This is a genomic window from Mesorhizobium ciceri biovar biserrulae (assembly GCF_001618845.1).
GTDB lineage: Bacteria > Pseudomonadota > Alphaproteobacteria > Rhizobiales > Rhizobiaceae > Mesorhizobium > Mesorhizobium ciceri.
This window is the reverse complement of record NZ_CP015064.1, coordinates 3,255,083-3,281,474: the sequence shown is the minus strand read 5'-3', so window position 1 is coordinate 3,281,474 and position 26,392 is coordinate 3,255,083. Positions and strand designations below refer to the sequence as shown.

At 55.4% G+C, this 26,392-nt stretch carries 22 protein-coding genes; 19 read left to right on the top strand and 3 right to left on the bottom strand.

The annotated features are described in order from the left end of the window. Positions 1–122: 122 nt before the first annotated feature. Positions 123–1,496 carry a tyrosine-type recombinase/integrase gene (locus A4R29_RS34145; protein ID WP_145923764.1) on the top strand — a complete coding sequence of 458 codons (1,374 nt, stop codon included), beginning with the start codon at positions 123–125 and terminating at the stop codon, positions 1,494–1,496. A 171-nt stretch (positions 1,497–1,667) separates the two neighbouring features. Beyond that, entirely contained in the window at positions 1,668–2,063 is a 396-nt protein-coding gene (locus tag A4R29_RS15245) for a hypothetical protein (RefSeq protein WP_063172253.1), read from the top strand. Between the two features lie 1,165 nt (positions 2,064–3,228). On the opposite strand, the gene A4R29_RS15240 is transcribed toward A4R29_RS15245, so the two are convergent. Both A4R29_RS15240 and glmS read right to left on the bottom strand, forming a co-directional pair. Then, positions 3,229–3,690 carry a VanZ family protein gene (locus A4R29_RS15240; RefSeq protein WP_174564955.1) on the bottom strand — a complete coding sequence of 154 codons (462 nt, stop codon included), beginning with the start codon at positions 3,688–3,690 and terminating at the stop codon, positions 3,229–3,231. A 130-nt stretch (positions 3,691–3,820) separates the two neighbouring features. After that, entirely contained in the window at positions 3,821–5,644 is a 1,824-nt protein-coding gene (glmS, locus tag A4R29_RS15235; RefSeq protein WP_063172252.1) for a glutamine--fructose-6-phosphate transaminase (isomerizing), read from the bottom strand. 882 nt (positions 5,645–6,526) lie between these two features. On the opposite strand from glmS, the gene nusG reads away from it, so the two are divergent. The 16 genes from nusG (at position 6,527) to A4R29_RS34140 (ending at position 23,228) form a co-directional block, all read left to right on the top strand. Then, positions 6,527–7,042, top strand: coding sequence for a transcription termination/antitermination protein NusG (gene nusG, locus A4R29_RS33125; RefSeq protein WP_161491079.1), 516 nt, complete (start codon positions 6,527–6,529; stop codon positions 7,040–7,042). A 525-nt stretch (positions 7,043–7,567) separates the two neighbouring features. Further along, complete coding sequence (locus tag A4R29_RS15225) at positions 7,568–8,851, top strand: sugar transferase (RefSeq protein WP_244506829.1); 1,284 nt, start codon at positions 7,568–7,570, stop codon at positions 8,849–8,851. A 36-nt stretch (positions 8,852–8,887) separates the two neighbouring features. Continuing rightward, the gene (locus A4R29_RS15220) at positions 8,888–10,186 is read left to right on the top strand and encodes a lipopolysaccharide biosynthesis protein (RefSeq protein WP_145923763.1); all 1,299 of its coding nucleotides are present in this window, start codon (positions 8,888–8,890) and stop codon (positions 10,184–10,186) included. Positions 10,187–10,218: 32 nt separating this feature from the next. Then, a complete protein-coding gene (gene pseC, locus A4R29_RS15215) occupies positions 10,219–11,379 on the top strand; it encodes a UDP-4-amino-4,6-dideoxy-N-acetyl-beta-L-altrosamine transaminase (protein WP_063172249.1) in 1,161 nt (386 codons plus the stop codon). Continuing rightward, positions 11,376–12,077 (top strand): pseudaminic acid cytidylyltransferase, encoded by a 702-nt coding sequence (pseF, locus tag A4R29_RS15210; protein ID WP_063172248.1) that lies wholly within the window; start codon positions 11,376–11,378, stop codon positions 12,075–12,077. Before pseC ends, pseF begins: the two co-directional genes overlap by 4 nt. A 22-nt stretch (positions 12,078–12,099) precedes the next feature. Next, complete coding sequence (pseG, locus tag A4R29_RS15205; RefSeq protein ID WP_201787927.1) at positions 12,100–13,197, top strand: UDP-2,4-diacetamido-2,4,6-trideoxy-beta-L-altropyranose hydrolase; 1,098 nt, start codon at positions 12,100–12,102, stop codon at positions 13,195–13,197. Beyond that, a complete protein-coding gene (gene pseH, locus A4R29_RS15200; RefSeq protein ID WP_201787926.1) occupies positions 13,190–13,720 on the top strand; it encodes a UDP-4-amino-4,6-dideoxy-N-acetyl-beta-L-altrosamine N-acetyltransferase in 531 nt (176 codons plus the stop codon). Before pseG ends, pseH begins: the two co-directional genes overlap by 8 nt. After that, positions 13,717–14,778 carry a pseudaminic acid synthase gene (gene pseI / locus A4R29_RS15195; RefSeq protein WP_063172247.1) on the top strand — a complete coding sequence of 354 codons (1,062 nt, stop codon included), beginning with the start codon at positions 13,717–13,719 and terminating at the stop codon, positions 14,776–14,778. Before pseH ends, pseI begins: the two co-directional genes overlap by 4 nt. Continuing rightward, on the top strand, positions 14,775–16,238 hold the full coding sequence (locus A4R29_RS15190) for a capsular polysaccharide export protein, LipB/KpsS family (protein ID WP_063172246.1): 1,464 nt from the start codon (positions 14,775–14,777) through the stop codon (positions 16,236–16,238). The genes pseI and A4R29_RS15190 overlap by 4 nt, the downstream gene beginning before the upstream one ends. Positions 16,239–16,315: 77 nt before the next feature. Then, positions 16,316–17,482 (top strand): glycosyltransferase family 4 protein, encoded by a 1,167-nt coding sequence (locus A4R29_RS15185; RefSeq protein WP_082827409.1) that lies wholly within the window; start codon positions 16,316–16,318, stop codon positions 17,480–17,482. 18 nt (positions 17,483–17,500) lie between these two features. Continuing rightward, positions 17,501–18,529, top strand: coding sequence for a polysaccharide biosynthesis protein (locus tag A4R29_RS15180; RefSeq protein WP_063172244.1), 1,029 nt, complete (start codon positions 17,501–17,503; stop codon positions 18,527–18,529). A gap of 131 nt (positions 18,530–18,660) precedes the next feature. Then, positions 18,661–19,590, top strand: coding sequence for a dTDP-4-dehydrorhamnose reductase family protein (locus tag A4R29_RS15175; RefSeq protein WP_244506828.1), 930 nt, complete (start codon positions 18,661–18,663; stop codon positions 19,588–19,590). Between the two features lie 112 nt (positions 19,591–19,702). After that, positions 19,703–20,833: a non-hydrolyzing UDP-N-acetylglucosamine 2-epimerase gene (wecB, locus tag A4R29_RS15170; protein ID WP_063172243.1), complete on the top strand. Its 1,131-nt coding sequence runs from the start codon at positions 19,703–19,705 to the stop codon at positions 20,831–20,833. 10 nt (positions 20,834–20,843) lie between these two features. After that, on the top strand, positions 20,844–22,037 hold the full coding sequence (locus A4R29_RS15165) for a glycosyltransferase family 4 protein (RefSeq protein WP_063172242.1): 1,194 nt from the start codon (positions 20,844–20,846) through the stop codon (positions 22,035–22,037). Between the two features lie 222 nt (positions 22,038–22,259). Then, a complete protein-coding gene (locus tag A4R29_RS34795; protein ID WP_174564968.1) occupies positions 22,260–22,655 on the top strand; it encodes a hypothetical protein in 396 nt (131 codons plus the stop codon). 126 nt (positions 22,656–22,781) lie between these two features. After that, positions 22,782–23,228: a hypothetical protein gene (locus tag A4R29_RS34140; RefSeq protein WP_145923762.1), complete on the top strand. Its 447-nt coding sequence runs from the start codon at positions 22,782–22,784 to the stop codon at positions 23,226–23,228. A gap of 48 nt (positions 23,229–23,276) precedes the next feature. Here A4R29_RS34140 and A4R29_RS15155 read toward each other — a convergent pair whose 3' ends face one another. Beyond that, on the bottom strand, positions 23,277–24,362 hold the full coding sequence (locus tag A4R29_RS15155; protein WP_161491078.1) for a right-handed parallel beta-helix repeat-containing protein: 1,086 nt from the start codon (positions 24,360–24,362) through the stop codon (positions 23,277–23,279). A gap of 87 nt (positions 24,363–24,449) precedes the next feature. Between A4R29_RS15155 and A4R29_RS15150 the strand changes: the two genes are divergently transcribed. Beyond that, complete coding sequence (locus A4R29_RS15150; protein WP_063172240.1) at positions 24,450–25,808, top strand: O-antigen ligase family protein; 1,359 nt, start codon at positions 24,450–24,452, stop codon at positions 25,806–25,808. The last annotated feature ends 584 nt before the right edge of the window (positions 25,809–26,392 follow it).

Here is a 26,392-nt window from a genome sequence, read left to right as displayed (position 1 = left end):
TTACCGTATAATTGAAATATGTAATCATTTGTTTTCTGGTCATTTTCTCACCATCATCACAATCATTACTTCACTTTACATGTAACATTTGCTATAAATCCGTTACATGGAAGTTACATGAAATGCCTAAGCTATTTTTAGACGATTCCGTTGTCTTCACCGCCGATTGCCCTTCTGAAAAGGACCAGGAAATCTATTGGGATCACCCCGTTGGTCAGGACAGACGTATCCGCAACGGGTCTGTCTCAGGGCTGGGCCTGCGTGTCACTGCACTCGGGCATAAATCCTTCGTGCATGCTTACCAGTTCAATGGCAAACGCTACCGGAAAGCGCTCGGGTCGACCGTCGTTCTCAACGTCGCATCTGCGCGTCTCGCCGTTGGGCAACGCCAACGCCAGCTTGAGGCGGGCGAAAACCCTGACTTCGAAGACAACGACACTCGTCGCGCCCACTTACTGACCATACGCGAGGCCATCGACCGATATTGGGAAAGCCATATCCAGACGCTCTCAGCCGGGTATCAGACCAATTTCGCGATGTTCGTTGCCGGATGGCTCCGGAAACGACCGAAAACGGCTACACGCCGCGGTCAGAACATCCGCAAACCCTATAAAGATTTCGGGTCGATGTTCGCCGACCGGCCATTCTCCTCCATCAAGCCCATGGACATCGAACGATTCCAGCGCCAGTTTGCCTCCTCTTACAGTCACAACGGCGCCCTTGTGCACGTCACGGCGCTGTTTAATTGGGCCATCCGCATGCAGATCGTGGACATGCGTAACCCCTGCAGCCCGATCCGGGCAAAGAAGGTTATACGCCGCCGCCGGGATTATTCCACCGAGCAGATCCGGCAGATCGCGGCCCACATCTTCTACCCGGCGTTCGAAGTCGTGCCCGAAACAGACAGTCTGGAAGGGTTCGCCAAGCGCGACATGGCCCTGGCCAAGGCTCGGGCGATAACCGCCAACGACCACATGCAGGAACTCTGTAACTTCATGGGCATCCTGTTCCTGACCATGGCCCGCCCCAGCGATCTCACCAAGGCCGAATTCGACCACTTCGACCTGGAGACGCTGGTCTGGCACAAGCACAACACCAAGGGCATCAAGCTGTCGCGATCGCTCTATGAGTACGCCTACCGGTCGGTGCCGATTCACGCCCGGGTTGCCGGAATGATGCAGGCCCAGCGCGAGCGTTGGCCTGACAGCAAGCTGCTGTTCCCGTCACATACGGACATCAGCCAACCCCGCGACAACTTTCGCAAGGGGCTGGACAGGTTCAAGGCCCTGCCCGGCGTGCCGGACTATTTCCAGATCTACGACCTCAAGCGGATCGCGATCTCGCTGATGCTCACCGGCCAAGGAGTCTCCCACGAGGCCATCTCCCACTACGTCGACCACAAGGGAAACCTCGAAACGACCATGATCTACGACCTTGGCTTTGTTGATCCGATGCGACCGGTCACCCAAAAGCTTGGCGACCTTCTCGGCGTATGAATCAGATTTGCCGCAGGACCGGAAACGGTTAACGCCTGGTCGAAATGTCCGCAAAACGTCAATCATGGCCATCATGGTTCCAAACTTGCGCTTGACGTCATTTTCCAGCTGTGAGGCAATGCACCAGCGGCGATTTTCGCCGCAAAAATCCCATCAAGGAAAGTATGGTTCATGGATGCCTTGCAAGCGTTGGTGCTGACGAATACCCAATTGCGGGATATGCTGACGGAAGCAGCGAGGCAGGGAGCCACACTTGCCGTCGCAGAGCTCCGCGCAGACCTCCACCAGGCACCCGAAGATGTGACTTTACAAAAGCTCCGCGGCTATCTGGCTGACCCAGCTTCCCTTTCCAATCCGAACGACCACTGGGCGCACAGCGAACTCATCCGCCGGATTCAGCCGACAGCATCCGGCAAGCCCAAATCCACGGCGTGGTTTATGAGATTTCAGAGAGAGGCTGGCCTGAACGGGTGTTTCACCCGGCCAAGTCCCGCCTACGGTCGGCGAAGGGAATGGTCCTTCTATGATATTAAACTGGCCTGGGAGACTTACTATCGCAAGCGGTAGCATCCACGGAAACGTCGAGTTGTGGCATTGCTGGCCGAACCAGAGCGGCTGCTTCGACCATTCGCCTAAGCGACCGGGCCGTTCTGCCAGGGTCTTGCTAAGACTGGGCGCGGTTGGTCTATACCGCCCATGCCGTCGAAAAATATCAGATTTCAGGAACACATAAGCCAGTTTTACAGTTCGGTCTCCTCTTCGCGTGGTCACCGATTGGCAAGTGCTGGTACCACTTGCTCCGAACGCCTCGACCTCAAATCGGGGCGTTTTTGGTTTCTAGGGCGTTGTCCACCAGAGCGACGAGCTATTCGGGTGCCTGCGTTCGCTCCGAAAACGCGAAGGCCTGCAATTTCTTTGCCTTCCCGATGTCTTCATCTGCATGAACACCGGCGGTTATTGATATGCGCTTCCCCCAATCACGACGTGATCGCCGCCATCTTTGTCGACGACGTCGCTATGCATGCAGTAATGTTGTACACCGGTCGTCTAAAAAGAAGCTCGGCTGAGAGACAATCTCGCCGAGCTTAAGATGTGCAGGCTGGACGGGCATCCAGCGTAGGGAATTTCGCCGACATGTTCTTAAGACCTGGTAAACGTAGCAGTATATTTACGCTAAGGTTCCGGATGGCGGGTTTTGCGTTATCGTCGGCGCTTGAATTGAGAAGTGGTTGGCCACAAACAATACACGACGCGATATCCAAGGTGTGAATAATTACAGATCCAGCACACCAACAGGTAAGACTGCGATGGCATCGCTAGTAATTGAAGTTCTATGATCGTCACGCTCGGCTGTGCATAGATTTGGAAATCAAGTCATGCAACCTCGTGAGTGCTAAGCAGGAACTGGGTATGGCCGTTGACCAAGGACAGACGGTACATTAAATGCTTGTAAAAAAAGCAATTAAACTTTGGCATGCTTGCTTGCAAGTTTGCGTGAAACATGGGTATTTGAGCGCGGGTGTACTCCTTTAGAGGCAAGCCTCTCTAGGTCGCGGTATTGGGGTGTCGATATGTATTTTCCAAGGTTTCTTGTCGGGGCAACGTTCACCCTGCTGGTGGTCGTGGGCTGGGTTTATTATGCAACAGATTCTATCTGGCGTACGATAGGATGGGCGGTATTCGTCGCAACCATTCTTCAGGTAGGGTATTTCGCCGCGGTAGGGTTGATGATCTATTTCGGCGTGTCCAAGCGCGCGGAGACAATGGATTCGAGCACCGGCGATGAAAGGGGTTCGCTTCCGATCAGGCGAGACGGCATATCGCTCTGATATCTCTGAAGGCGTATGGCCTTCGAAGCCATCGTCGCGGCGAGGCCGCACGCGAGGCCGATGCAATCAGCAACCCAGTCGAGCACATCTACATCGCGTGCGATCAATGTCAGCCCTTGGAGAACCTCGATACCGGCGCCAACAAACGTGAGGACGATTAACAGCGTTATCTTTCGCTCGGGCCAGCCGAGGCTTCCAAGGAATATCAGGACAGCGAATGCTGTGCCGTGGTTCAACTTGTCGTAGTGAAAGCCGACGTCGATCCCAAAATCCTTTAGACGAGGCAGTGGCAACAGCGCGAGTACAAGGACGACAGTCAGCGCGACCACAAAAGCAACCTGTCCGGCGACTCTATGAAATTTCATTCTGCTCCTGCAAAGGTCTTCACCTGACCGCCCGGCAGTTCCATATTTGAGCCGGATCCGGTGTGGGGCAGGGGTCACATTGATCGCACGATTGCATCGGTTTGGACGACGAACGCTGGGTTGAAAGAATCTATTCGACCGTCACTGATTTCGCCAGGTTGCGCGGCTGGTCGACGTCGGTGCCCATGAACATGGCGGTGAAATAGGCGAGCATCTGGATCGGCAGCGCGTAGATGATCGGCGAGATGATTTCCGGCACGTCGGGCAGGATGATCGTCTCCATCGTTTTGACGCTCGTCTGCGCCGCGCCCTTGCTGTCGGTGATCAGGATGATCTTGCCGCCGCGGGCCACCACTTCCTGCATGTTCGACACGGTTTTTTCAAAAATGCGGTCATGCGGCGCGATGACGATGACCGGCATGTTTTCGTCGATCAGCGCGATCGGCCCATGCTTCAGTTCGCCGGCGGCATAGCCCTCGGCGTGGATGTAGGAGAGCTCCTTGAGCTTGAGCGCGCCTTCCATGGCCAGCGGGAAATTGGTGTCGCGGCCGAGATAAAGCACATCCTTATAGCGGGAGAGCTCGCGCGAGATGCGTTCGATCTGCTCGTCGAGTTTCAGCACCTGGGTGGCGAAGTGAGGCGCTTCCGACAATTCGCGCACCAGCGTCTTCTCCTGCTCGCGCGAAATCGTGCCGCGGGCCACGCCGGCTCGCACGGCAAGCGATGCCAGCACCGAGAGCTGGCAGGTAAAAGCCTTGGTCGAGGCGACGCCGATCTCCGGGCCGGCGAGCGTCGGCAGCACCACGTCGGATTCGCGCGCCATGGTCGATTCCCGCACATTGACGACGGCGCCGATCTTCATCCCCGCCTTGCGGCAGTACCGCAGCGAGGCCAGCGTGTCGGCGGTCTCGCCCGATTGCGAGATGAAGAAAGCAGCGTCATTCGCTGACAGCGGCATTTCGCGGTAGCGGAATTCGGAGGCGACATCGATGTCGACCGGCAGCCGCGCGTAGCGCTCGAACCAGTACTTGCCGATCAGGCCGGCGAGGTACGCGGTACCGCAGGCCGAAATCGCCAGCCGGTCGATCTTGGCGAAATCAAAAGGCAGGTCGAGCGGCTTCGACACGCCGGAGACGAAATCCACATAATGCGCCAGCGTGTGCGAGATCACATCCGGCTGCTCATGGATTTCCTTTTCCATAAAGTGCCGGCGGTTGCCCTTGTCGACCATGAAGCTGGTCGACAGTGACTGCTGGCGATTGCGGTCGACCTTGTTGCCGTCCATGTCGAAGATGGCGACTTCATTGCGGCGCACTACCGCCCAGTCGCCATCTTCGAGATAGGTGATCGAATTGGTGAAGGGCGCGAGCGCAATCGCGTCCGAGCCCAGGAACATCTCGCCGTCGCCATGGCCGACGGCCAGAGGTGGGCCGTTGCGGGCGCCGACGATCAGATCCTCATCGCCCTTGAACATGATGGCCAGCGCAAAGGCGCCTTCCAGCCGCTTGAGGGCCTGGTGCGCGGCCTCGACCGGCTTCAGCCCTTTGGCGAGCTCGCGCGCCACCAGATGGGCGACGACCTCGGTGTCGGTCTGCGAGGAGAATGTGTACCCGCCGCGGATCAGCTCGTCGCGCAGTTCGGCGAAGTTCTCGATGATGCCGTTGTGGACGATGGCGACGCCGTCGGAGAAGTGCGGATGCGCGTTGGTCTCGTTGGGAACGCCATGCGTTGCCCAGCGCGTGTGGCCGATGCCGATCCTGCCATCGAGCGGCTCGTCCTTCAACTGGCGTTCGAGATTGACCAGCTTGCCTTCGGCGCGCCGTCGACCGAGTTGCCCGTTCTCGATGGTGGCGACGCCCGCAGAATCGTAGCCCCGGTATTCCAGCCGCTTCAGCGCATCGACGATGAGGGGCGCTACTTGTAGTCGGCCGACAATTCCAATGATACCGCACATAAAGACAGTTCCCTCGATTTTTGTACACAAAGCGGAGCCAGGGTACAGCTCCATGTAAAGCACGCTTTTAAGTGGCCGGAGATGTCACGCCGAACGGAACTGCACGCCTCAGTACCGCCGCCAAGAAAGATGTGAAACGCAATAGTAATATTCAAAATCGGACAACATCGCCCGTCAAACGCCGTCTAATACAAACCTCGTACCAGCCACGCTTAGTGAAGACTCTTGACAGGAACATGACGAAGCTAAATCCATACCCAAGCTTATGCTGTATCTGACAATGACGCGCCTCTGCCACTATGATGCCCAATGAAGAGCGTCAACCATAGTGCGTCATTTGATCGCGCTAGATAACGATGCGAAAATAAAAAAATGAACAAAATGGCCCGGATCAGGCGTCGTACGGCTAAACGCATCGGAAAACGCAAATAAACACCGATCAACGAGCAGAATGCCTACCGATCGGCGCACATCATCTAATCGATTGTAATACCCTGAGGGCATTACCGAGGCTTGCTTTTACCGCGCAAGAATCATATGGCTCCGAAATCGAGACACAACGGTCCGTTTCGCTGTGTAACCCTCCATGGTCCAGTTAGCCGAGAGCCAACCCCAGAAGAATGAGCTATAAGCTGTGCGTCACATAAACATGTTGGCAAAGCGGACTTACAGTGGAGCAGCGTATTAGCAGACGCTGATTTATCGCTAGAGCATGGGAAGTAGTTTGTCATCTTCCAGATAAGTCAGAATCTTAGCAAAATAGTGTCTTGTGAGACGGAATGACGTGGCGTAAAGCCTGCCAACAAAGCTTTGACGACAACCGGAAGTAATATCTTGGTAGGCGTGGGACAAGATAACGCTACAATAAGTGCTCCGCACAACTTGCCAGTCGCCGACATAGGCGCTCGCTGGTATGCGGCAAGCGTATTTTTGGGCAAGGAAACAATTGCCGAACAGCACCTTCGCAGGCAAGGATTTGTTTCGTTCGTACCGCGTAGTGAGAGAACTGTTCGTCACGCCAGGCAACTCTCTACACGGAAGGCGGCGTATTTTCCCGGGTATATGTTTGTGGCCTTTGACGTTACTCAGCAACGCTGGCGCTCAGTCAACGGAACTATCGGCGTTCGCTCTTTGATCATGCAGGGAGATAGGCCCTCGCCGGTCCCTTTTGGCTTGGTTGAGCGGTTCATTGCATTGACTGGCAAGGATGGCCTGCTTGATTTCAGTAGCGGACTCAAGCCGGGATCTTCGGTTCGAATTCTATCGGGGCCTTTCGCCGAGTTGATCGGCCGTCTTGATCGGCTAGATTCCACGGGGCGGGCCCGGGTTCTGGTCGCCATCATGAATGGCGAAATTCCTATTGATCTTGAATCCAGCGGTCTTGTCGCAATTGCGTGATGAAAGCGCGTTATTGCTCGGTGCTCGTCCCCCCTGTTGCATGTGAAAACTTCCGGCTTCACCCGGGAGTGCGGTAGCCTTGGTCTTACGCATTCACCCAAGGATATTACCGCGAGAGCGACGGGGACAACAACGTTCGGCCGAGCCGGGTGGACTGAGCTGAGGTTAGATTTCATTTCCCAAGATCGCGGAACAATCTATCGTGGAGAAGGTCTTTGGGGCCGCGACAAACTGTGCCAGTCCTCGAAAGGCGATGGGTCCAACGGCAACTGCTAAGCCCATTGATCCGTACGGACTATACGACGAACGACGTCAATAGCGGTCACGTCCTGCCGATGATCACGAATGGCCGTGAAGACCACTAACCAGCCTGTACAGAAAATCTACGTTGCGTCAGCGCGATAGTGGCAACCAAAGAAACCCGCAGTATCGGACCGAGTCGCTGGCAACCGCGGGGACGTGTGTGATCGTGCCAAGCCACAACGATACTAAGTTGGCGAAGAGTAAGTCGCCGGATGTCAGCACATGAATATGAATGTACGCGCCATCAATCTGCCAAATCAAAGACATTTGCTCTTGCGGATGCGCTTTCAGCTAGCGGGCGGCTTGACGTTTGCGGTCCTGATTCCTGCTCTTATCCGCACGTCAGTTGGCTTCGGTGTGATCTACTCTTCTAACATGCAGATCACGATTGTCGCTGCGATCATCGCGCATATCACAGGCTACATGTTATACCGCAGGATCGCGAATTTCCCGGGCGTAGCAGCAGCCGGATATATTCTGCCTACCTTTGCTTTGGCCTACGGCCTCGTGTTTTTGACCATTTTCTTTTTGCGGATTGACTACAGCCGTTTCCAGGCGGCCGCCAGCTTCTTTCAGTCGACATCTTGGTACTTCGCGCTGAGCGTCGTGACGCGACGGCTCGAGCCATACCGACTGGCTGTAATTCCCGGCGGGAACGTCCATCGGCTCGGAGACATACCCGGCGTGGCGTGGCATTGGATTCGTTCGTCTGACGAAGTTGTAAAACAAGCGAGCGGGGTTGTCGCCGACCTTCGGGCCGATCTTTCAGACGAGTGGGAGCGATATATCGCCGATCGCGCGCTGTCTGGCACACCGGTCTATCATATCAAGCAGATCAGCGAGTCGCTGACAGGGCGTGTGGAGATCGAACACCTTTCAGAAAACACGCTCGGCTCTCTTAATCCGAACCAAGCCTATCTGAAGATAAAGCAGGTGATCGACTGGATTGCGGCGTTGGCAATTCTGGTTCTTCTTTCGCCCGCTCTTTTATTGGTCGCTGCGTTGATCAGACTCGATTCAAGCGGAGCGGCGTTGTTCAAGCAGGAACGGATGGGCTACAGAGGGACCATTTATAAAGTCTACAAATTTAGGACGATGAGGGCAGGTGCCCGTGTTCCAGACGATAAGGAACAGGCAATTACGAAAGATGGTGACGCGCGCATCACTCGATTTGGGCGATTCCTGAGAAAAACGAGGATCGACGAACTGCCGCAAGTTATCAACATCTTGCGCGGAGAAATGAGCTGGATAGGGCCTCGACCCGAGGCGCTTGTTCTTTCCAAATGGTATGAGGCTGAGCTGCCCTTTTATAGGTACCGGCATATCGTTCGACCGGGCATTACTGGGTGGGCGCAAGTGAATCAGGGTCACGTGGCGGCCGTGGGAGAGGTGTTGGAGAAACTCCATTATGATTTCTACTACATCAAGAATTTCTCCCCGTGGCTGGATCTGCTGATCATTTTTCGAACAATTAGAACAGTCCTCACCGGCTTTGGCGCACGTTGAATGGCCGAGAGTGCGAGTTCAAGCCGAGGCCGGGCGTTGAAAATCGAATCGGCGCCCCTGCTGCAGGGAAATGAGCATTTGGTTGCCGGGGCGGCCCGACTGCTGAACATTGTTTTGCGTTTCGGCACTCTTTTGACCCGGTTTCTGTTTGTATTTTTCCTAGCCAAATACGTCGATCCGACGTCAGTTGGGCACTACGGTCTTTTCACAGCAACGCTCATCTACGGCTTATATCTGGTCGGGCTGGACTTTTATGTTTTCGTTTCTCGGGAGCTACTGACGGTATCTGAAGACCAGCGAGGGGCCATGTTAAAGGGTCAGATGGCTCTATGTGGTCTTCTATACTTGATAGTGCTGCCAGCTCTTGTCCTAGTTCTCACGCGCGCGGGCTGGTCAGTGTCCTTGCTGTGCTGGTTCGTTCCAATTCTGGCGCTGGAGCATTTCAACCAGGAGGTGTCCCGGCTGCTCATCGTGTTGTCGGATCAGGTCACCGCGAGCATAACGTTGTTCGTCCGCCAGGGCAGCTGGGCGATCGCGGCTGTGGCCCTGATGATTGGATATCCAGAAAGTCGAAATCTCAACGTCATTATGGCGCTCTGGACGTGTTCGGGCCTCGCTGCGGGAGCGCTGGGCATTTGGAGGGTAAAGCAACTTCCGATTGGTGGTTGGTCAATGCCGATCGATTGGCGTTGGGTCCGAAAAGGGATCTCGGTTAGCGCGGCGTTCCTCGTTTCGACCCTTGCCTTGCGTGGTATCCAGACAGCCGATCGATATTGGATGGAAGGCCTAGGCGGCATTGAAGCGGTCGGCGCCTATGTGTTGTTCCTTGGAGTGGCAGGAACGCTCATGGTTTTCTTGGATGCGGGGGTGTTCTCCTTCAGTTACCCGGCACTGATCAGTCATAGCCACAAGCGGGAATATGATCTTGCCCGCAAGACGGTTAGGCAGATGTTTTTCCAGACCTTAGCTATTTCGATTGCGTTCGGCTTCGTAAGCTGGACGTTGCTGCCCTACTTGCTGCACTGGGTAGGCAAGGCGGTCTATCAAGACGCTTTTGATCTATACCCATGGGTTCTTGTTGCATCGATCGCCAATGCCGTCGGGATGGTGCCTCACTATGCTCTCTATGCCCGTGGGTTCGACAAGCCCATCATCTACAGTCACATCGCTGCGTTGCCGGTATTTTTGATATCCACCTGGTGCTTCAGCAAAAGCCACGCCGAACTGGCCGTTCCCATCGGCATGACAGTCTCGTTCACTCAGATCATGGTCTGGAAAGCGCTCGCCTACTGTTGGCTCGACAGAAATCACATAACGCCGAAGTCAACGGCGTAATTCGAACTTTTGCTCAAGAACGGGCCGAACCAATGATCCGCTACGGACAACAAGATATTACGCAGGCTGACATCGAGGCCGTTGTGGACGTTTTGAAATCGGCCAACCTTACTCAAGGCCCCAACATCCCGAAGTTTGAGCGGAGTGTGTTGGCGCGCACTGGTGCTAGGCATGCGGTGGCCGTGAACAGTGCCACCTCGGCACTTCACATCGCGTGCCTGGCGCTGGACCTCGGGCCTGGCGACTTTCTCTGGACTTCGCCGAACACTTTTGTGGCCACGGCGAATTGCGCGCTCTATTGCGGGGCTCAGGTGAGCTTCGTGGATGTCGACCCGCGTACTTATAACCTCTGTCCGAGGGCGCTGCAGGAAAAGCTCATCGAAGCTGAAAAGGTCGGCCGCCTGCCGAAAATTGTGGCGCCTGTCCATCACACCGGGCAGCCCTGCGATATGGAGGCCATTCACGCCCTTGGTGAAAAGTACGGCTTCAAGATCATCGAAGATGCCTCGCACGCTATCGGCGCTCGCTATAAGGGAGAGCCCGTCGGAAACGGTCGATACAGCGACATCACCGTGTTTAGTTTTCATCCGGTAAAGATCATCACAACCGCTGAAGGTGGGATGGCCTTAACCAACAATGAGGAGCTGGCAACGCGCTTGGGCCTCCTGCGAAGCCACGGCATCACGCGAGAGCCAGAACTTATGACGCAGCTCATGGATGGCCCTTGGTACTATCAACAGGTGGCCCTCGGCTACAACTACCGGATGACGGACATGCAGGCTGCGCTAGGCGTCAGCCAAGTTGCTCGGCTGGCTCATTACGTGAAGCGGCGACATGAGATCGCCGATCGTTACAGCACGCTCCTGGCCAACCTGCCGGTTACGCTGCCGTGGCAACATCCAGACAGCTACTCCGCCTATCATTTGTATGTGATCCGGCTGCAGCTGGAGAACATAGGGGTGACGCATCTGGAGGTTTTCGAGGCGCTGCGTGCCAGGGACATCATGGTCAACCTGCATTACATCCCGGTGCATACTCAGCCGTACTACCAGAAGATGGGCTTCCGGAACGGCGACTACCCGGAGGCTGAGCGTTATTACCGGGAGGCCATCAGTATCCCGATGCACCCGACGTTGACCGACGCGGACCAGGAGTTCGTGGTTAAGGTGCTGCGCGAGGCCATGGGGCTATGAGACTGGCCGTAATACCGGCGCGGGGCGGTTCCAAGCGCATCCCCCGCAAGAACATCCGCACCTTTGGCGGGCTGCCGATAATTGCGTGGTCGATCCGTGCAGCCATGCGGAGCGCCTGTTTCGACCGCATCATCGTCAGCACGGATGATGCTGAGATCGCCGAGGTCGCAAAGGAATACGGAGCAGAAGTACCTTTCTTGCGCCCGACCGAATTGTCTGACGACCACACTGGAACCATTCCGGTTGTGGCACATGCCATCCGATGGCATGTGGGGGAGGGTGCTCCTGCCCGTGAGGTCTGCTGTATTTACGCCACTGCGCCATTTGTGCGGGCGAGCGACGTGCGTCTGGGCCTGGAGATGCTTCGGGCGACCGAGGCCGACTTCGCCTTCTCGGTGACGAGTTATGCCTTTCCCATTCACCGGGCATTGCGGATCACGGCAGGTCACCGCGTCGCCATGTTCCAGCCGGAGCATCTTGGGAGCCGCTCTCAAGACCTTGAGGAGGCCTGGCACGACGCAGGTCAATTCTATTGGGGTCGCTCTGAGGCATGGCTCGAGAACAAGCCTGTGTTCGGGCAAGGAAGCGTGCCGGTGTTCTTGCCGCGCCATCGTGTGCAAGACATCGACACACCCGAAGACTGGGAGCGCGCGGAGTGTATGTTCCGCGTCCTGAACGCGGACACAGGATCGGAATGATCCAAAAATGTCCCGGCGGTGAATGAAAAGCATGCAGATCGCCTTTCGAACTGATGCCTCGATCGAGATTGGCACCGGTCATGTCATGCGCTGTCTCACGCTGGCTGACGCGCTTCGCGAGCGCGGGGCGGAAAGCCTGTTCATTTGCCGCCTGCACAATGGCCACCTTATGAACCTCATAGCAGAGCGCGGCTATACGGCCGTCGCGCTGCCCAAGCCGCCTACGGAGATCATTGAGGTGTGTGCGGTTCCACCCCATGCCTGCTGGCTGGGGTCCGACTGGGCTCGAGATGCCGAGCAAACGCGCCACGCTATCGGGGCTGTGGACTGTCTGGTCGTCGATCACTACGGGCTAGACCGCCGCTGGGAGGAAAAGCTTCATTCTGCCTGTCGGTACCTGATGGTCATCGACGACTTGGCTGACCGCCGGCACGATTGCGATCTGTTGCTCGACCAGAGCCTCGGCCGCACGGAAGGGGACTATGATGGCCTCTTGGGCAACCAAGCCATCAGGTTGTTGGGACCGGACTATGCGCTTCTGCGGCCCGAGTTCGCGCAGCTGCGCGCCGAGAGCCTTGCTCGCCGGGTTCAACCGAAACTCGAGCACCTGCTCCTAACCATGGGCGGTGTGGACAAGGAGAACGTCACAGGCGCTGTGTTGGACGCGCTTGATGAGGGGAACTTGCCCCCGAATTTGCGGATCACGGTTGTCATGGGGCCGCATGCGCCCTGGATAGATCAGGTGCGTATCCGTGCGGCCGCAATGCGCTACCCGACCCGGGTTCTGGTCGGTGTGAGCAACATGGCCCGCTTAATGGCCGAAAGCGACATTGCTATCGGCGCGGCCGGAAGCACTTCCTGGGAGCGCTGCTGCATGGGCCTGCCCAGCTTTGTGTTGGTGCTGGCGGACAACCAACATGCCGTGGCCGAGGCGCTACAAGTTTCAGGGGCCGTCGTCGCCCTGCAGAAACCTTCGCAAGTTGTAACGCACTTGGAGGAGCGCCTGGTGTCAGGGACGGTTGGTCAGTTTCTCCTCGACCTTAGCAATGCAGCCGCGAGGGTCACTGACGGAGAAGGCGTTTCCCGGATCGCTGATCGGATGATCTGTGAATATGTCTGAGCTGTACCGCGTTCGGTCGATGACCGTTGATGATCTGCCTATGGTTTTGGCATGGCGAAATCATTGGGACGTGCGGCGTTTCATGTTTACTCAGCACGAAATCGGCCTGGACGAGCACCGCAATTGGTTCTCCCGGCTGTGCAATGAGGAAACTCGCCGGTTGCTGATAGCTGCGGTTGGCGATGTCCCTATCGGCTGCGTCCAGTTCGACAATGTCACTGACGGCGGGGTGTCGAACTGGGGATTCTATGCCGATCCCATGGCAACAAAAGGAACCGGGAAGAAGCTCGGTTTCGCGGCGCTGGCTTATGCCTTCGGCGAATTGAACCTGCATAAGGTCTGCGGCCAAGCGGTTGATTTCAACACGGCCTCTATCGCGCTGCACGAACGTTTGGGTTTTGCTCAGGAGGGCGTATTGCGGGAGCAACAACGGATCCAGGGGTTGTATCGTTCTATCGTTTGCTTTGGGTTGCTGAAAAGCGACTGGATTATTCGAATGATACCTCTTGGAGAACCCAATTGAACTGTATCCAGATCGCCGGGCGCTTGATCGGCCCGGGTCAGCCCCCCTATGTCATTGCCGAACTGTCCGCCAACCACAACGGCAGAATCGAAACGGCGCTACAGATTGTCGAGGAGGCCAAGAAGGCCGGAGCAGATGCCGTCAAGCTGCAGACCTACAGACCCGATACGATCACGCTCGATAGCGATGGCGAGGAATTCCGGATCAAGGGCGGTTTGTGGGATGGGCGGAGACTCTACGATCTCTATGAAGAAGCGCATATGCCGTGGGATTGGCACAAGCTCCTCTTCGATCATGCCCGCAAGGTTGGTATTACCATCTTCAGCTCGCCTTTCGATAGTACGGCGATTGATCTCTTGGAAGACCTGAATGCGCCAGCTTATAAGATCGCCTCGTTCGAAGCTGTCGATCTGCCGCTGATCAAATACGCCGCCAGCACCGGCAAACCGATGATCATCTCGACTGGCATGGCGGACGCAGGGGAAATCCAGGAAGCCATCGACGCTGCACGTGAGGGCGGCTGCAGGGAATTGGCCATTCTGCACTGCGTCAGCGGCTATCCGGCTCCGGCCGATGACTACAATCTGCACACCATAGGCGACATGATTGACCGGTTCGGGCTGGTGACGGGCCTTTCTGATCATACGCTGGACAATACCACCGCCATTACCAGTGTGGCCTTGGGTGCCTCGATTATCGAAAAGCACTTCACGCTCGACCGCGGCGGCGGCGGTCCAGACGACAGCTTCTCGCTGGAGCCTGCCGAAATGGCGGCATTGTGCGCCGGCGCGAAAACAGCCTGGCAGGCGCTCGGCAAAGTAGACTATGGGCGTAAATCGAGTGAGCAGGGGAACGTCAAGTTCCGCCGCTCGCTGTATTTTGTACGGGACCTGAAGGCAGGTGATGTCATCACTCGAGACTGCTTACGCAGCGTACGACCAGGATTTGGGCTAGCGCCTAAAAATCTCGAAGCCGTGTTGGGCCGTACAGTGACCCGGGACATTCAGTCGTCCACGGCCGTACTCCCGGAACTGATCGATAGCTGGCCGCCAAGATGAACATTCTGCTCCTGTCCAATAGTGCGCCGAACTATTTTCATTTCTTCAACGCGCTGGCGGCGCGTTTCCGCAACGACGGCGCCACAGTCGCCGTCGCGGCAGACAGCGCGTTTTCTCGCGAGGAGAACGGCTTGGATACCGCCGGCTTTGCCGCGATCTATGATTTCTCGACCTTCTTCGCCAGCCATCATGTCGATTTCGGAATTCTAGCCCGCTATGCCGAATATGATTTGAACTCCGCCCTGCTATCCGACTTCGAGCGTGCGCAGGTCTATGGGATTTGGGGAGATGATGCCGACCTTGAGTATTTCGATCGACTGAAAAGCGCGCTGCTATCGTTTTTCGAGGAGATATTCGACAAGCATGGCACGGATCTCGTCTTGTATGAAAATGTCTCGAACACATTTTCGCATTTCGCACTTTTCGTGGCCCAGGAACGGCAAGCCGTTTATTTTGGTCTAGGCGCCTCGCGCCTACCGGGTCGGTTTTCGGTTACGGCAGATCCGCTGGCGGACAACTCTGTCGAGACGGCTTTTGCAGAAATTCGAAATGGCCGAACGACGGTGGCGCCGGATGTTCACCGGCGGGTAGAGAGCTACATCGCCAACATCGAAACGATCGTTCCAGACTATATGAAAATCAATGGGTTGGAACGTATCGCCTTGTTTAAGCGGTACTTTAGACGAGACCGCATCAGTAAGATCAGGTCGCTGATACGCCACGCGTCTGATAGCCGCACGAATTCGTTTCAGATCGGTAATCCCCTGCGCACACATGTAAGCCTCTTTCTGCGCAATGTGCGTCGCCGTCTTAAAGCCGGCAGGGTTCGCGGCATGTATCAGCAAGCCGTGGCTGGTGAGCTATTTCTTCTATATCCGATGCACTTCCACCCCGAAGCTTCGACGTCGATCCTGGCTGGGGCCTACCTCGACGAATATGAAGTCATTCGCAACATTGCCTTCAGCCTGCCCGAGGGCGTCCGCCTATATGTCAAGGATCATATGAGCGCCTGGGCATACCCCTCGCTCGAATTTTACCAACGTATACGGTCTCTGCCCAATGTAAGGTTGCTGGGGCCGGACGAACCGACAAAGCAGCTCATCAAATCGTCTGTCGGAGTCATCACTCTCACAAGCACGGTCGGTTACGAGGCGCTTCTGCTTAAAAGGCGGGTGTTTCTGTATGGCCGTGTATTTTATGGATTTCACAAGGGTGTCATCCAAGTAGTAAATCCCGCCAATCTCCGTCGCACCATCTCAGAGGGGCTGGCCTCTGCAATAAGCTGGGACGACAAGTACAATCATGATTTTGTCTGCGCTTATTGGCTGTCGACCTTGCCGGGAACACTTAATCTTATGCTCGATCGTGAGCCAGCCGCTCAAGCTGCCGAGCATATCTACGGCGAATTAAGAAGGTCGGGGCAATTGCACGGGTTCCCGCCGATAAAGAGCGCAGCTTAAAGCTTAAAAAGCACACCTAGATACAACTCTCGCCTCAAAGTGCGAGGGATGGCGGGCGTATTGTTGCTTGTGTGGACATGAACAAGATCAAAGTTTTTTGTGTTGTCGATTTTTATTTGCCAGGTTTCAAGGGTGGCGGACCAATTCGTACGCTTGCCAATATGTGCGAAGCTCTGGGCAGCAGCGTTGAGTTTTTGATTTTCACCAGGGATCGTGATCTGGGCTCGGATGAACCGTACACGGGAGTCCGCGTCAATAAGTGGCAGCGCTCGGCAAGTGGTATGATATATTATGCCGATCCCAGCAAATTTAATGCCAGGTATATGGCCAAGGCAGCGGAGTTACACGACTTTGATGTGCTGTATCTGAACAGCTTCTTTGGATACAGATCATCCATTTCGATATATCTCAGCCAACGCTTGGTCCGGAGAAAGGGCGCGAACGTCTGCATTGCGCCACGAGGCGAATTTTCTGCCGGTGCGCTCTCGATCAAGCGTCTTAAAAAGGGGATCTATCTGAGCTGCGCCAGGCTAGGGGGACTGTATCGTGGTGTGCATTGGCACGCCTCCACCCCATTGGAAGCTGAGGATATTCAGCGTCAGTTTCCGTGTTCAACAGGGAAAATCCATCTCGCCGCCGACCCGGTGTCCGCGGCAAGCAAATATTCCAGGGTTTGGGAACATCCGCGAAAATCGGCGGGCCAACTGGCCATCGCCTTCATATCGCGAATCTCACCAATGAAGAATCTGGCTGGCCTACTCGAAATTCTTTCCCGAGTGGACCGCAAGATCAAACTCAGCGTTTTTGGCCCTATGGAGGACGCTGCCTACTGGCAGAACTGCCAGGCCATTATCAAACGGCTGCCTTCACATATCACCGTCGAATATCGAGGAATGCTGGAGCCCCATGAAGTCTCCCCAACGTTCGCCGTACATGACCTGTTCGCGTTTCCCACCTTGGGGGAAAATTTCGGGCATGTTGTCTTTGAGGCTCTGCGCGCCGGCACCCCCGTCCTGGTCAGTGATCGGACACCTTGGCGGGCCGTCCCATCCGGCGCAATCACAGTAGTCCCCCTCGCTTCTATCGAGATATGGCGACAGCAAATAGCGGTCGCGGCGGACAGAGATTCCCAAGAACAACGATCGCTGCGAATGGCCGCGATTGAATTCGCCAAACGCTACGCCGCATCCGACCGGGCGCGAGCGGACACTCTGGAAATGTTCCGTTCTGTTGCAGCCAGTTGAAGTTAAAAAGGATCCTCAATGTTTACCGGCAAGACTCTCCTCATAACCGGCGGCACTGGTTCATTCGGAAATGCCGTTTTGCGGCGGTTTCTCGATTCCGATTTAGCTGAAATCCGCATCTTCAGCCGGGATGAGAAGAAGCAGGACGACATGCGCAAGAAATACAACAACTCCAAGGTCAAGTTCTACATTGGAGACGTGCGCGACTATCAGTCCGTCCTCAACGCCGTACGAGGGGTAAATTTTATTTATCACGCCGCGGCACTCAAGCAGGTGCCGTCCTGCGAATTTTACCCGCTTGAGGCCGTCAAGACCAATGTGCTGGGTACAGAGAACACCTTGGAAGCCGCGATAAACTGCGGTGTGGAGCGTGTGATCTGCCTGAGCACGGATAAGGCGGTGTATCCGATCAACGCCATGGGCATCAGTAAGGCGATGATGGAGAAGGTTATCGTCGCAAAGTCTCGGTCGAGCAACAGCACCGCCATATGCGCTACCCGCTACGGCAATGTGATGGCGTCGCGGGGCTCGGTAATTCCGTTGTTCACTAACCAAATTCGCGCCGGCCAGCCCATCACAATCACGGACGCGGCCATGACCCGTTTCATGATGACATTGGACGACGCCGTCGACCTGGTGCTCTACGCCTTCGAGCATGGCCATCCGGGTGAGATCTTCGTGCAGAAGGCCCCGGCCGCAACGATTGAGACTTTGGCCAGGGCCCTGACCGGCCTGCTGGGAGCCCCTGACCATCCGATCAGGATAATCGGTACGCGACACGGTGAGAAATTATTTGAGGCCTTGCTCAGCCGAGAGGAAAGAGTGGCTGCCCAGGACTTGGGCAACTACTATCGAGTTCCACCAGATTTGCGCGATCTGAATTATGGAAAATTCTTCGAGCAGGGCGAGATCGAGATCTCGCAAGCGACAGACTACAATTCGCACAACACCACAAGGTTGGATGTCGAGGAGATGCAGGCATTATTGATGAAGCTTAGGTTTGTGCAAGCTATTGTCCGGGGTGAGAATGTCGAGCCCGAAGAGTGAGGCATATGGAATGACCTTGGTCCCGTTTGCAATGCCCTCTGAAGGTTGGCTGCTTGCTCGCGGCCTCAGGCCGCCCGCGGCCAATACACAGATTTCTTAGCGGTATGGTCACCAGAAAGGCGCTGCGTAACGTGAAGACGAACAGAATCCTTGTCCTGGGGGCTGGCGGGATGCTCGGAAACGCGGTCTTCCGATCCTTCTCCGCCGATCACCAATATGAAACCGTTGGAACCCTTCGATCTTCGGCCAAAAAGCGCCATTTCCTGCCTCGCGATCATGGTAGCCTCATATCCAACCTCGACGTCCGAAACGATGGGGATTTGACGGCGGTGTTCGCCGAGACCCGGCCGGACGTCGTCGTAAACTGTGTGGGCGTCATCAAGCAGCTGGACGCTTCGCGAAACCATCTCACGTCGCTGACAATCAACGCGTCTCTCCCTCATCGCTTGGCGCAACTTTCGCGCGTAGCTGGGGCTCGTTTGATACATGTGAGCACGGATTGTGTTTTCTCAGGTAGCAAGGGCAATTACCTGGAATCCGATTTTGCCGACGCGAACGATCTGTACGGGAGAACGAAGTTTCTAGGTGAGGTCGATTACCCGAACGCAGTGACACTGCGCACATCAATCGTCGGTCACGAGCTAGAGAGCTCAAAAAGTCTGGTCGACTGGTTTTTGAGCCAGAAAGGCGAAGTCAGGGGTTACAAGAATGCGGTCTTCTCCGGCTTGCCAGCGGTCGAACTTACGCGTGTGATCAAGGAATTTGTGATCCCTAACGACGACCTAAGGGGCCTATTTCACGTGTCAGCTGATCCGATCAACAAATTTGATCTTCTTTCATTGGTATCCAGAGTCTACGGCAAGGAAATAGATATTATTGCCGATACGTCGGTCACTGTTGATCGCTCCCTGAATTCTGACCTATTTAGGAGAATAACTGGATTTATGCCTGGTCCCTGGCAGGAGCTCGTGGCAACAATGCACAAGAGCTATCTCAAGTACAACCAAGAGGTCGCTGGAAGCAAGGATCCAAGCGCGTCGACCGATCAGGATTGCTCGTAAGCCGCTGATTACCATGCTTTTCTGGAATTTACCAAGCAACTAGCTTAGCGCATCCTCGGCAGCGGGTCTGAAACGTCGTTCTGCCCTGAGAGTTCAAGTATGGAGTGGATAGGTGAATAGGCTGAAGGTTATGACGATCGTCGGGACGCGCCCCGAAATCATCCGATTGTCGCGTGTCATCGACCGGCTGGACCAATCATGCGACCAGTGCCTCGTGCATACGGGCCAAAATCATGACTATGAGTTGAATGAGATCTTTTTCGAGCAGCTTAAGATTCGCCGCCCCGATGTGTTTCTTGAAGCATCGGGAGACACGGCTGCTAAAACGATTGGTCGCGTGATCGCGACGACCGATCAAGTGCTTCGCGAGCGTCCGCCAGAAGCGGTTTTGCTGCTTGGGGACACAAATAGCTGTCTCGCGGCAATTGCCGCCAAACGATTGAGGATTCCTGTTTTTCACATGGAGGCCGGCAATCGTTGTTTCGATTCGCGGGTTCCGGAAGAGATAAACCGCCGAATAGTAGATCATGTTGCCGACATTCACCTAACCTACAGCGACATCGCGCGAAGCTATCTGCTGCGAGAGGGGATTGCGCCCGATCAGATTATCAAGACGGGCAGCCCGATGCTTGAAGTCCTGACTTACTATAAGGATGGGATCAACAAATCGGACGTTTTGGGCCAGCTTTCTCTTGAACGAGGAAAATACTTCGTGATGAGTGCTCATCGCGAAGAAAACGTCGACCCACCGGACAAAATGACGCGGATTGCTGAGATCGCCAATCACTTAGCGCAGGAACACGACATTCCGGTGATTGTGTCGACGCACCCGCGCACGCGTTCGCGGCTGAACGCGTTGAGGCTCGAAATGAACTCGAGAGTCCGTTTTATGAAGCCCTTCGGCTTCTTGGACTATGTGCATCTGCAGATGAATGCAAAAGCGGTTCTGTCCGACAGCGGCACGATCACGGAAGAGTCCTCCATCTTGAATTTTCCTGCGCTCAACCTGCGCGAGGCCCATGAGCGGCCAGAGGGCATGGAGGAAGGAGCGGTAATGATGGTGGGCTTGGACCTCGACCGGGTATGTCAGGGCCTTGCGATCTTGGAAAGCCAGTCGCGCGGGGCGGAGCGCGGGCTCCGTCTGGTTGCTGATTATGACATACCCAATGTCAGCGAAAAGGTGGTTCGCATAATCCACAGCTATACGGATTATGTGAACCGTGTCGTGTGGAAGAAGTACTGAGCGACTCCAGATGCGGATCGCTTTGATTGCGGATACTTTTCCACCGCTGCGCACGTCGGGCGCCGTGCAACTGAGGGATCTTTCCCGGGAATTTGCGCGACAAGGGCATCGGCTCACTGTCATGCTCCCAGCGGCCGACCTGGACCGCCCCTGGGCAATTGAAGAGTTTGACGGGGTAACGGTGCTGCGCCTGCGAGCGCCGCCAACCAAGGAAATTGGCTATGTGAGGCGGACCTGGAATGAGTTCGTCATGCCATTTGCCATGTTGCGCAACCTGCGCAAAAGCCCGCTGGCAGGGCAGCGATGGGACGGCATTGTTTGGTATGCTCCCTCGATCTTCCACGGCCCTATGGCAAGCGCGCTAAAGCGCGAAAGCGGCTGCAAAGGGTATCTGATCATTCGCGATATCTTTCCCGAATGGGCCGTTGATATGGGTCTGATGGGCCGCGGTCTGCCTTACCGTTTCTTCGATTCCATCGCGCGCTACCAATACTCGATTGCTGATGTGATCGGCGTCCAGACGCCGGGCAACCTGGCTTACTTCGATCGGTGGCGGCGGAGGCCGGGGCGTGTCCTTGAGGTGTTGCAGAACTGGCTGGACAAGCCTTCAAACGTACGGTGTTCGATCCGTGTCAGCGAGACGCCGTTGGCCGGTCGCAAGCTGTTCGTGTACGCAGGTAACATGGGGGTGGCTCAAAGCGTCGGCATTGTACTGGACTTGGCGCAGAGAATGGCCTCACGGGCCGACGTCGGCTTCCTGCTGGTCGGTCGAGGCAGTGAGGTGCGAAGACTTAGGGAAAAGGCGCAAGCTCTCGGCCTCCCCAATGTGGTCTTTTTCGACGAGATCGACCCCGACGAAATCCCGGACCTTTACGCACAGTGCCGGATTGGGATCGTTTCGTTGGATCTCCGCCACAGATCGCACAACATACCAGGCAAGTTCCTGACTTATATGCAAAATGGCCTTCCAGCGTTGGTCCGCTTGAACCCAGGCAACGACTTGGCCGAACTGATCCAAAACGAGCGGGTTGGCGAAGAGTGCCAGAGCGATCATCTGGATGAACTGGTCGCGAAAGCCGAAAGGTTACTGGTACAGCTAGAAACGGATGCCGACCTGCCCGGACGTTGCAGGCGATTGTTCGATCGCCAGTTTTCCGCCGAGCAAGCGGTGTCTCAAATCGCAGAAGCCCTTTCCAAGCCATAATCACAACGCCCCGATCGTCGTCTCAAGGGGAGGGCGCTGGCCTCCCCTCACGGCCGGAATGCTGCGTGTGTCCGGCAATAGCTGACAGCCAAGCCTAACTATTCGGCCAGGGCCGCGGTGGCAGAGATTTCGGGTGAAACCGCTTTCTACGGCGGGTTATGGCGGCCCGTGCAGCCCTGCGCCAGAGGACGAAATATTGTGAGAAAATCTAGGATCGCGGATATGATTGCCGGAGAACCGAACGACGTGCGTTTGAAAAATGTCAATGGTCAATGGATTGTTCAGATCGTCGAAAATGGCAAGGTCACTCGGCGTTTATTCAACGCTCAAGACCTTGCTGAGAGCTACGCCGAGCTCCAGCGAATGAGACTCGGCCTGCCCGGAAATCCACCAATTTTGGAGGAGAACCCGGTGGATGAGCGCCGTGAGAGGCTTCGTGAAATACCAGACTTCGTCATCGACGATGTTCTCGAGCTCGCCGAGTACTCTGATCGGGGTATTGTCACTACCCTGGTTGATACACACGGAGGTCGCCTCCGTCTCCACCTCACAGCCGTAACCTCAGAACTGCTTTGCGAGCGAATTGCTGACGCGCTGGAGCGCCGCTACGGCAAATAGCGACCTTAGAGCCAAACTAGCCGCGGATCGACGTGATCACGCCAAGCGGTGGCTCACTGGCCGGCGCTACCAGGATACCGGGAGCGCCCGTCGGCACTATCAGGATTGGGGAGTCTACGACCAACGATGAATAAATTGATCGCTATTCCTGTTGTCGGTCTGGTGTTTGCCGTAGGTTTCATGGCTGTGATCGTATCGCAGAGGGACAAACCTCGTCCACAGCCGCGTGCCACGCTTTCACCATTCACCGGACACCTCAACATTCCCTCGATAGACGATCTGCGGGTGGGGGGCCGTAAAGTTGTCCTGTGCGGGGTGGCGTCAACAAAACCTCTGGCTTTGCGTGACATGGTGACAGAAGCGACGCGGCGTGATTTTCAGGGAATGGTTTTGAACTGTAAACCGGTCGGCTCAGGGACTCCCTGCGATGGGAACACTGGAGCGAGGCTGGGGGATGCAGTGGTCGTCCAGTGTTTTATGCCGGACGGGGGTGACCTGGCTGCTGTTCTCACTGAAATGGGCTTACTCTGTGGTCAGCCTGGTCAGGCTCGGGCGACTTATCGAGCTTGCTGATTGTTGATATCCACATGATACGACGTGCGCCAGGAACTTACCGTCCATCTATGGCTCTATGCCGCCAGTGGCGACCTTGCCATCCTTGATCACTACCAGCTTGCTTAGATCGCCAGATATGCTCCCTTCGGTCTCGCCAATTATGCAAGCCGAAATCCCAAGACCAAGATCAATCTGATTTCCGCGTCCGCTTGTGATGCGAGATCCTATGACATGCAGATGACCGAATGGACCAAAGTTCGTCGCCATCTCAACCACCGTAGATATTTTCCTGCCAGGAAGAATTTCGCTGCCAATGATATTTAAGGACGATGATCGGTTGCCTCCTGCAAAAACTATATTGGCCCTTCCGTGATTTTCTTCCACATGACATCCGATAAGGGTTACCTTGCCTGCATTGGAGAACTCCATGGTGACAACGCCATCGTCGGCATTTCCATCGAAGTTGTTGCCTTCGATCTCGCATTGGTTGAAAGTCATTACGCTATTCGGGAAGTTTTCAGCAAACCCTGCTCTAGTGTTTTCAAAAATAAAGCAGGAGTTGAAATGGATGTCATTGGCACCGAACGTTTTGGTGCTGGTGAAATGATAGCCGTGAGCATTGCCGTAAAGCTCCACTTCAAGGAAGCGTAAAATCAAGGCGCCGACACCGGATATGCCTTTTTCGTAACCTCTGACCTTGCAATTGCGAACTCGTACAGTTGCTCCATTGATAATGGAAATCCCGCTGGAGCCAGCAATGTCACGGCCCGGCCCCGAGAAGGATAAACCGTCCATTTCGCTTCGTTGCTTGACCTGCGGTGCGGGCGTCGGGTTTGAAGGATCGAATTCGAACGCCGGACCTGCATGGGTCGACACTATCTCTGCATTGTCCCCCAATATCTTGATGCTGCGAAACTGAAAATTCCCATAGACCCGGATGGGCGCACTGATTTTATAGGTGCCTTCGGGGATTCTGACGACGCCTCCGCCAACCAGCTTCACCTCGTCCACCGCGCGCTGGATAGACGCGGTATCGTCTTTTACTCCATCGCCAGCTGCGTTGAATGAGAGAACATCGTGCCGAGCTGTCTTCGCTACGGCCGGCGCCGCTGCAATAAGAGGTGCGCCACCTAGAAATTGCCGTCGATCCATGTGCCTCTCCCTCTCAGTCGGCACTGGGCAACTACCAAATTGCTCCATAATTGTCTCCCGCTGAAGACGGAACCCAAGATTTTTGTGATGAAGCTTGTGAAAGATGTTCGACAGTTCGATTCTATGGCCGCCCTGCGCGCACTGTTCATCATCGCTCTCCCTGCCATCGGAAATGCAGGCTACATCGGCGCTTACATTTTGATGGCAGCCTGGGCACTGGGTGGCCCAATGAGAGCGGTAGAAGCGCTTTGCCTCTCCGTGGTCGTAGGTTTGGCAAATCCAGCCCTCTTTCCTGCACCGGATTCCGTTGCGCTGCTGCGTTGGCTTGTGCTTTTTGCAGCATTTGGAACCGCGTTGTTCTCAAAGCGGCCGCAACCTTGGCTTTGGCCCCCTGTTCTGAAGGCTGGTGCCGCCTTTGTCGCGGTGGTCGCAATGGAAACCCTAATCTCGAGCTACGCCAAGGATGTGTCGCTATCCAAGTTGATAATATTCTTCATCGGCGTCACAGCGGTGGTATTGAATGTGCAGCTCGCCAAAGAAGAGGACCAAGACCGGCTAATTCGATGGATGCTTACCTTTAGCTCAGTCTTTGTGCTTGCTAGTCTTCCTTTGCTATTCACCGCTGTCGGATTCTTTGCAAACAATCATGGCTTCCAAGGACTATTAAACCAGCCGCAAGCGTACGGCGTTTTCCTGGGGCCATTCACGGCATGGATGATCGTTCGGGTGTACACGGGCCGGTCTCGCCGTCTGTTTTGGTGGATCGTCACGACCCTTTGCCTCGTTTCTCTGGTTGCCACGGAAGCACGCACCGGCATGTTAGCGGTTCTGATAGCACTGCCCTTCGCGGCTATAGTTGGGCGCATATCGAGTGAAGGTCATGCATTCAGATCGATCATAGCTGCTTTCTTTTTGTTCGCTGGCGGCGTTTTCGTAGTGGGCTATGCCTACGATGCTGTCATGCCGGCGGTCCAGAGCCTCGCCTTCAAGCTCAACAATGCCGATACCTTTTCTGGCGCGCTTATGGAATCGCGCGGTCTCGTGATCGATAAATCGATTCCGAATTTCTACGCCCATCCCATTTTTGGGATCGGATTTGGCCTTCCGTCATCGCCGTGGGACTTGGACGTAACACGGTTCATGGGCATCCCTATTGGAAATCCAGTCGAGAAGGGCGTGATCGTGTTGTCTGTATTGGAAGAACTCGGCGTTGTGGGCTTTATCGGGTTCGCCCTCCTTGTGGTCGCCGTCGTTTATCGACCTCTTATCTGGAGGTCAGAGCAGGCTGTCGCGATTACCTTCGCTGCGCTCGCTACCAATGCAGGAGAAGCGACCTTGTTCTCTCCGGGCGGCGTTGGAATGATAGTCTGGATATGGATTGCATGCGGGAGCTGTGCTCCGCTTCGAGTGGAAATGCAGCCGCACCTCAATCGCAGATTTCGGTGACGGACCATCCGCCCAGATTTCAACTCACTTCTGGGCGCTGCGCCGAATGGTTCAGATTCTCGATGAGGGTGTCGGGAAGGCGTCGGGGGATTGGCTTGTGATCTGGCTCGCGAACGTGCTTTCTATGATTTCTCCTTTCGGATTTTGAAAGGTGGCGGGTATATTTTCGGTCGGTGGTAGTCGCGAGACAGCGGAAGAGTGCAATTGATTAAGTTGCCGCGCACGCGTATCGCGGTTTAAAGGTAGTCTCTACATCGGAAACGAAACGAGTCGTTCACCTCAGCGCATCACCAGAGGGCATACTCGCGACGGAAAAGCAATGACACTCAGTTAGCAGCAGAAATGCTATAAGTTTTTGGATATAATTTTGTCGTCGTCTAGTATATAATTCCCGACTAATTAGCTATAGAACGCGATGTTATATAGACAACTTCCGCACAGATACTTTAGAAAACGTCAAATAAGCAACATCGATAGAGCAGCGGCTTCATATCAGTAACCGATGGTAGGGCCTGTTGCTGTATCTTTGTGCATAGTTTGTTCATTCGAGTCAGCTAATGTACTGTGATCAAACAGGCGCGTCT

Bases quoted from the DNA above. Each gene is read 5' to 3' on its own strand.
- A4R29_RS34145 (WP_145923764.1), top strand. From the start codon at position 123: ATGCCTAAGCTATTTTTAGACGATTCCGTTGTCTTCACCGCCGATTGC.
- A4R29_RS15245 (WP_063172253.1), top strand. From the start codon at position 1,668: ATGGATGCCTTGCAAGCGTTGGTGCTGACGAATACCCAATTGCGGGAT.
- A4R29_RS15240 (WP_174564955.1), bottom strand. From the start codon at position 3,690: ATGAAATTTCATAGAGTCGCCGGACAGGTTGCTTTTGTGGTCGCGCTG.
- glmS (WP_063172252.1), bottom strand. From the start codon at position 5,644: ATGTGCGGTATCATTGGAATTGTCGGCCGACTACAAGTAGCGCCCCTC.
- A4R29_RS15225 (WP_244506829.1), top strand. From the start codon at position 7,568: ATGAATATGAATGTACGCGCCATCAATCTGCCAAATCAAAGACATTTG.
- pseC (WP_063172249.1), top strand. From the start codon at position 10,219: ATGATCCGCTACGGACAACAAGATATTACGCAGGCTGACATCGAGGCC.
- pseF (WP_063172248.1), top strand. From the start codon at position 11,376: ATGAGACTGGCCGTAATACCGGCGCGGGGCGGTTCCAAGCGCATCCCC.
- pseG (WP_201787927.1), top strand. From the start codon at position 12,100: ATGAAAAGCATGCAGATCGCCTTTCGAACTGATGCCTCGATCGAGATT.
- pseH (WP_201787926.1), top strand. From the start codon at position 13,190: ATGTCTGAGCTGTACCGCGTTCGGTCGATGACCGTTGATGATCTGCCT.
- A4R29_RS15190 (WP_063172246.1), top strand. From the start codon at position 14,775: ATGAACATTCTGCTCCTGTCCAATAGTGCGCCGAACTATTTTCATTTC.
- A4R29_RS15185 (WP_082827409.1), top strand. From the start codon at position 16,316: ATGAACAAGATCAAAGTTTTTTGTGTTGTCGATTTTTATTTGCCAGGT.
- A4R29_RS15180 (WP_063172244.1), top strand. From the start codon at position 17,501: ATGTTTACCGGCAAGACTCTCCTCATAACCGGCGGCACTGGTTCATTC.
- A4R29_RS15165 (WP_063172242.1), top strand. From the start codon at position 20,844: ATGCGGATCGCTTTGATTGCGGATACTTTTCCACCGCTGCGCACGTCG.
- A4R29_RS34795 (WP_174564968.1), top strand. From the start codon at position 22,260: ATGATTGCCGGAGAACCGAACGACGTGCGTTTGAAAAATGTCAATGGT.
- A4R29_RS34140 (WP_145923762.1), top strand. From the start codon at position 22,782: ATGAATAAATTGATCGCTATTCCTGTTGTCGGTCTGGTGTTTGCCGTA.
- A4R29_RS15155 (WP_161491078.1), bottom strand. From the start codon at position 24,362: ATGGATCGACGGCAATTTCTAGGTGGCGCACCTCTTATTGCAGCGGCG.
- A4R29_RS15150 (WP_063172240.1), top strand. From the start codon at position 24,450: ATGAAGCTTGTGAAAGATGTTCGACAGTTCGATTCTATGGCCGCCCTG.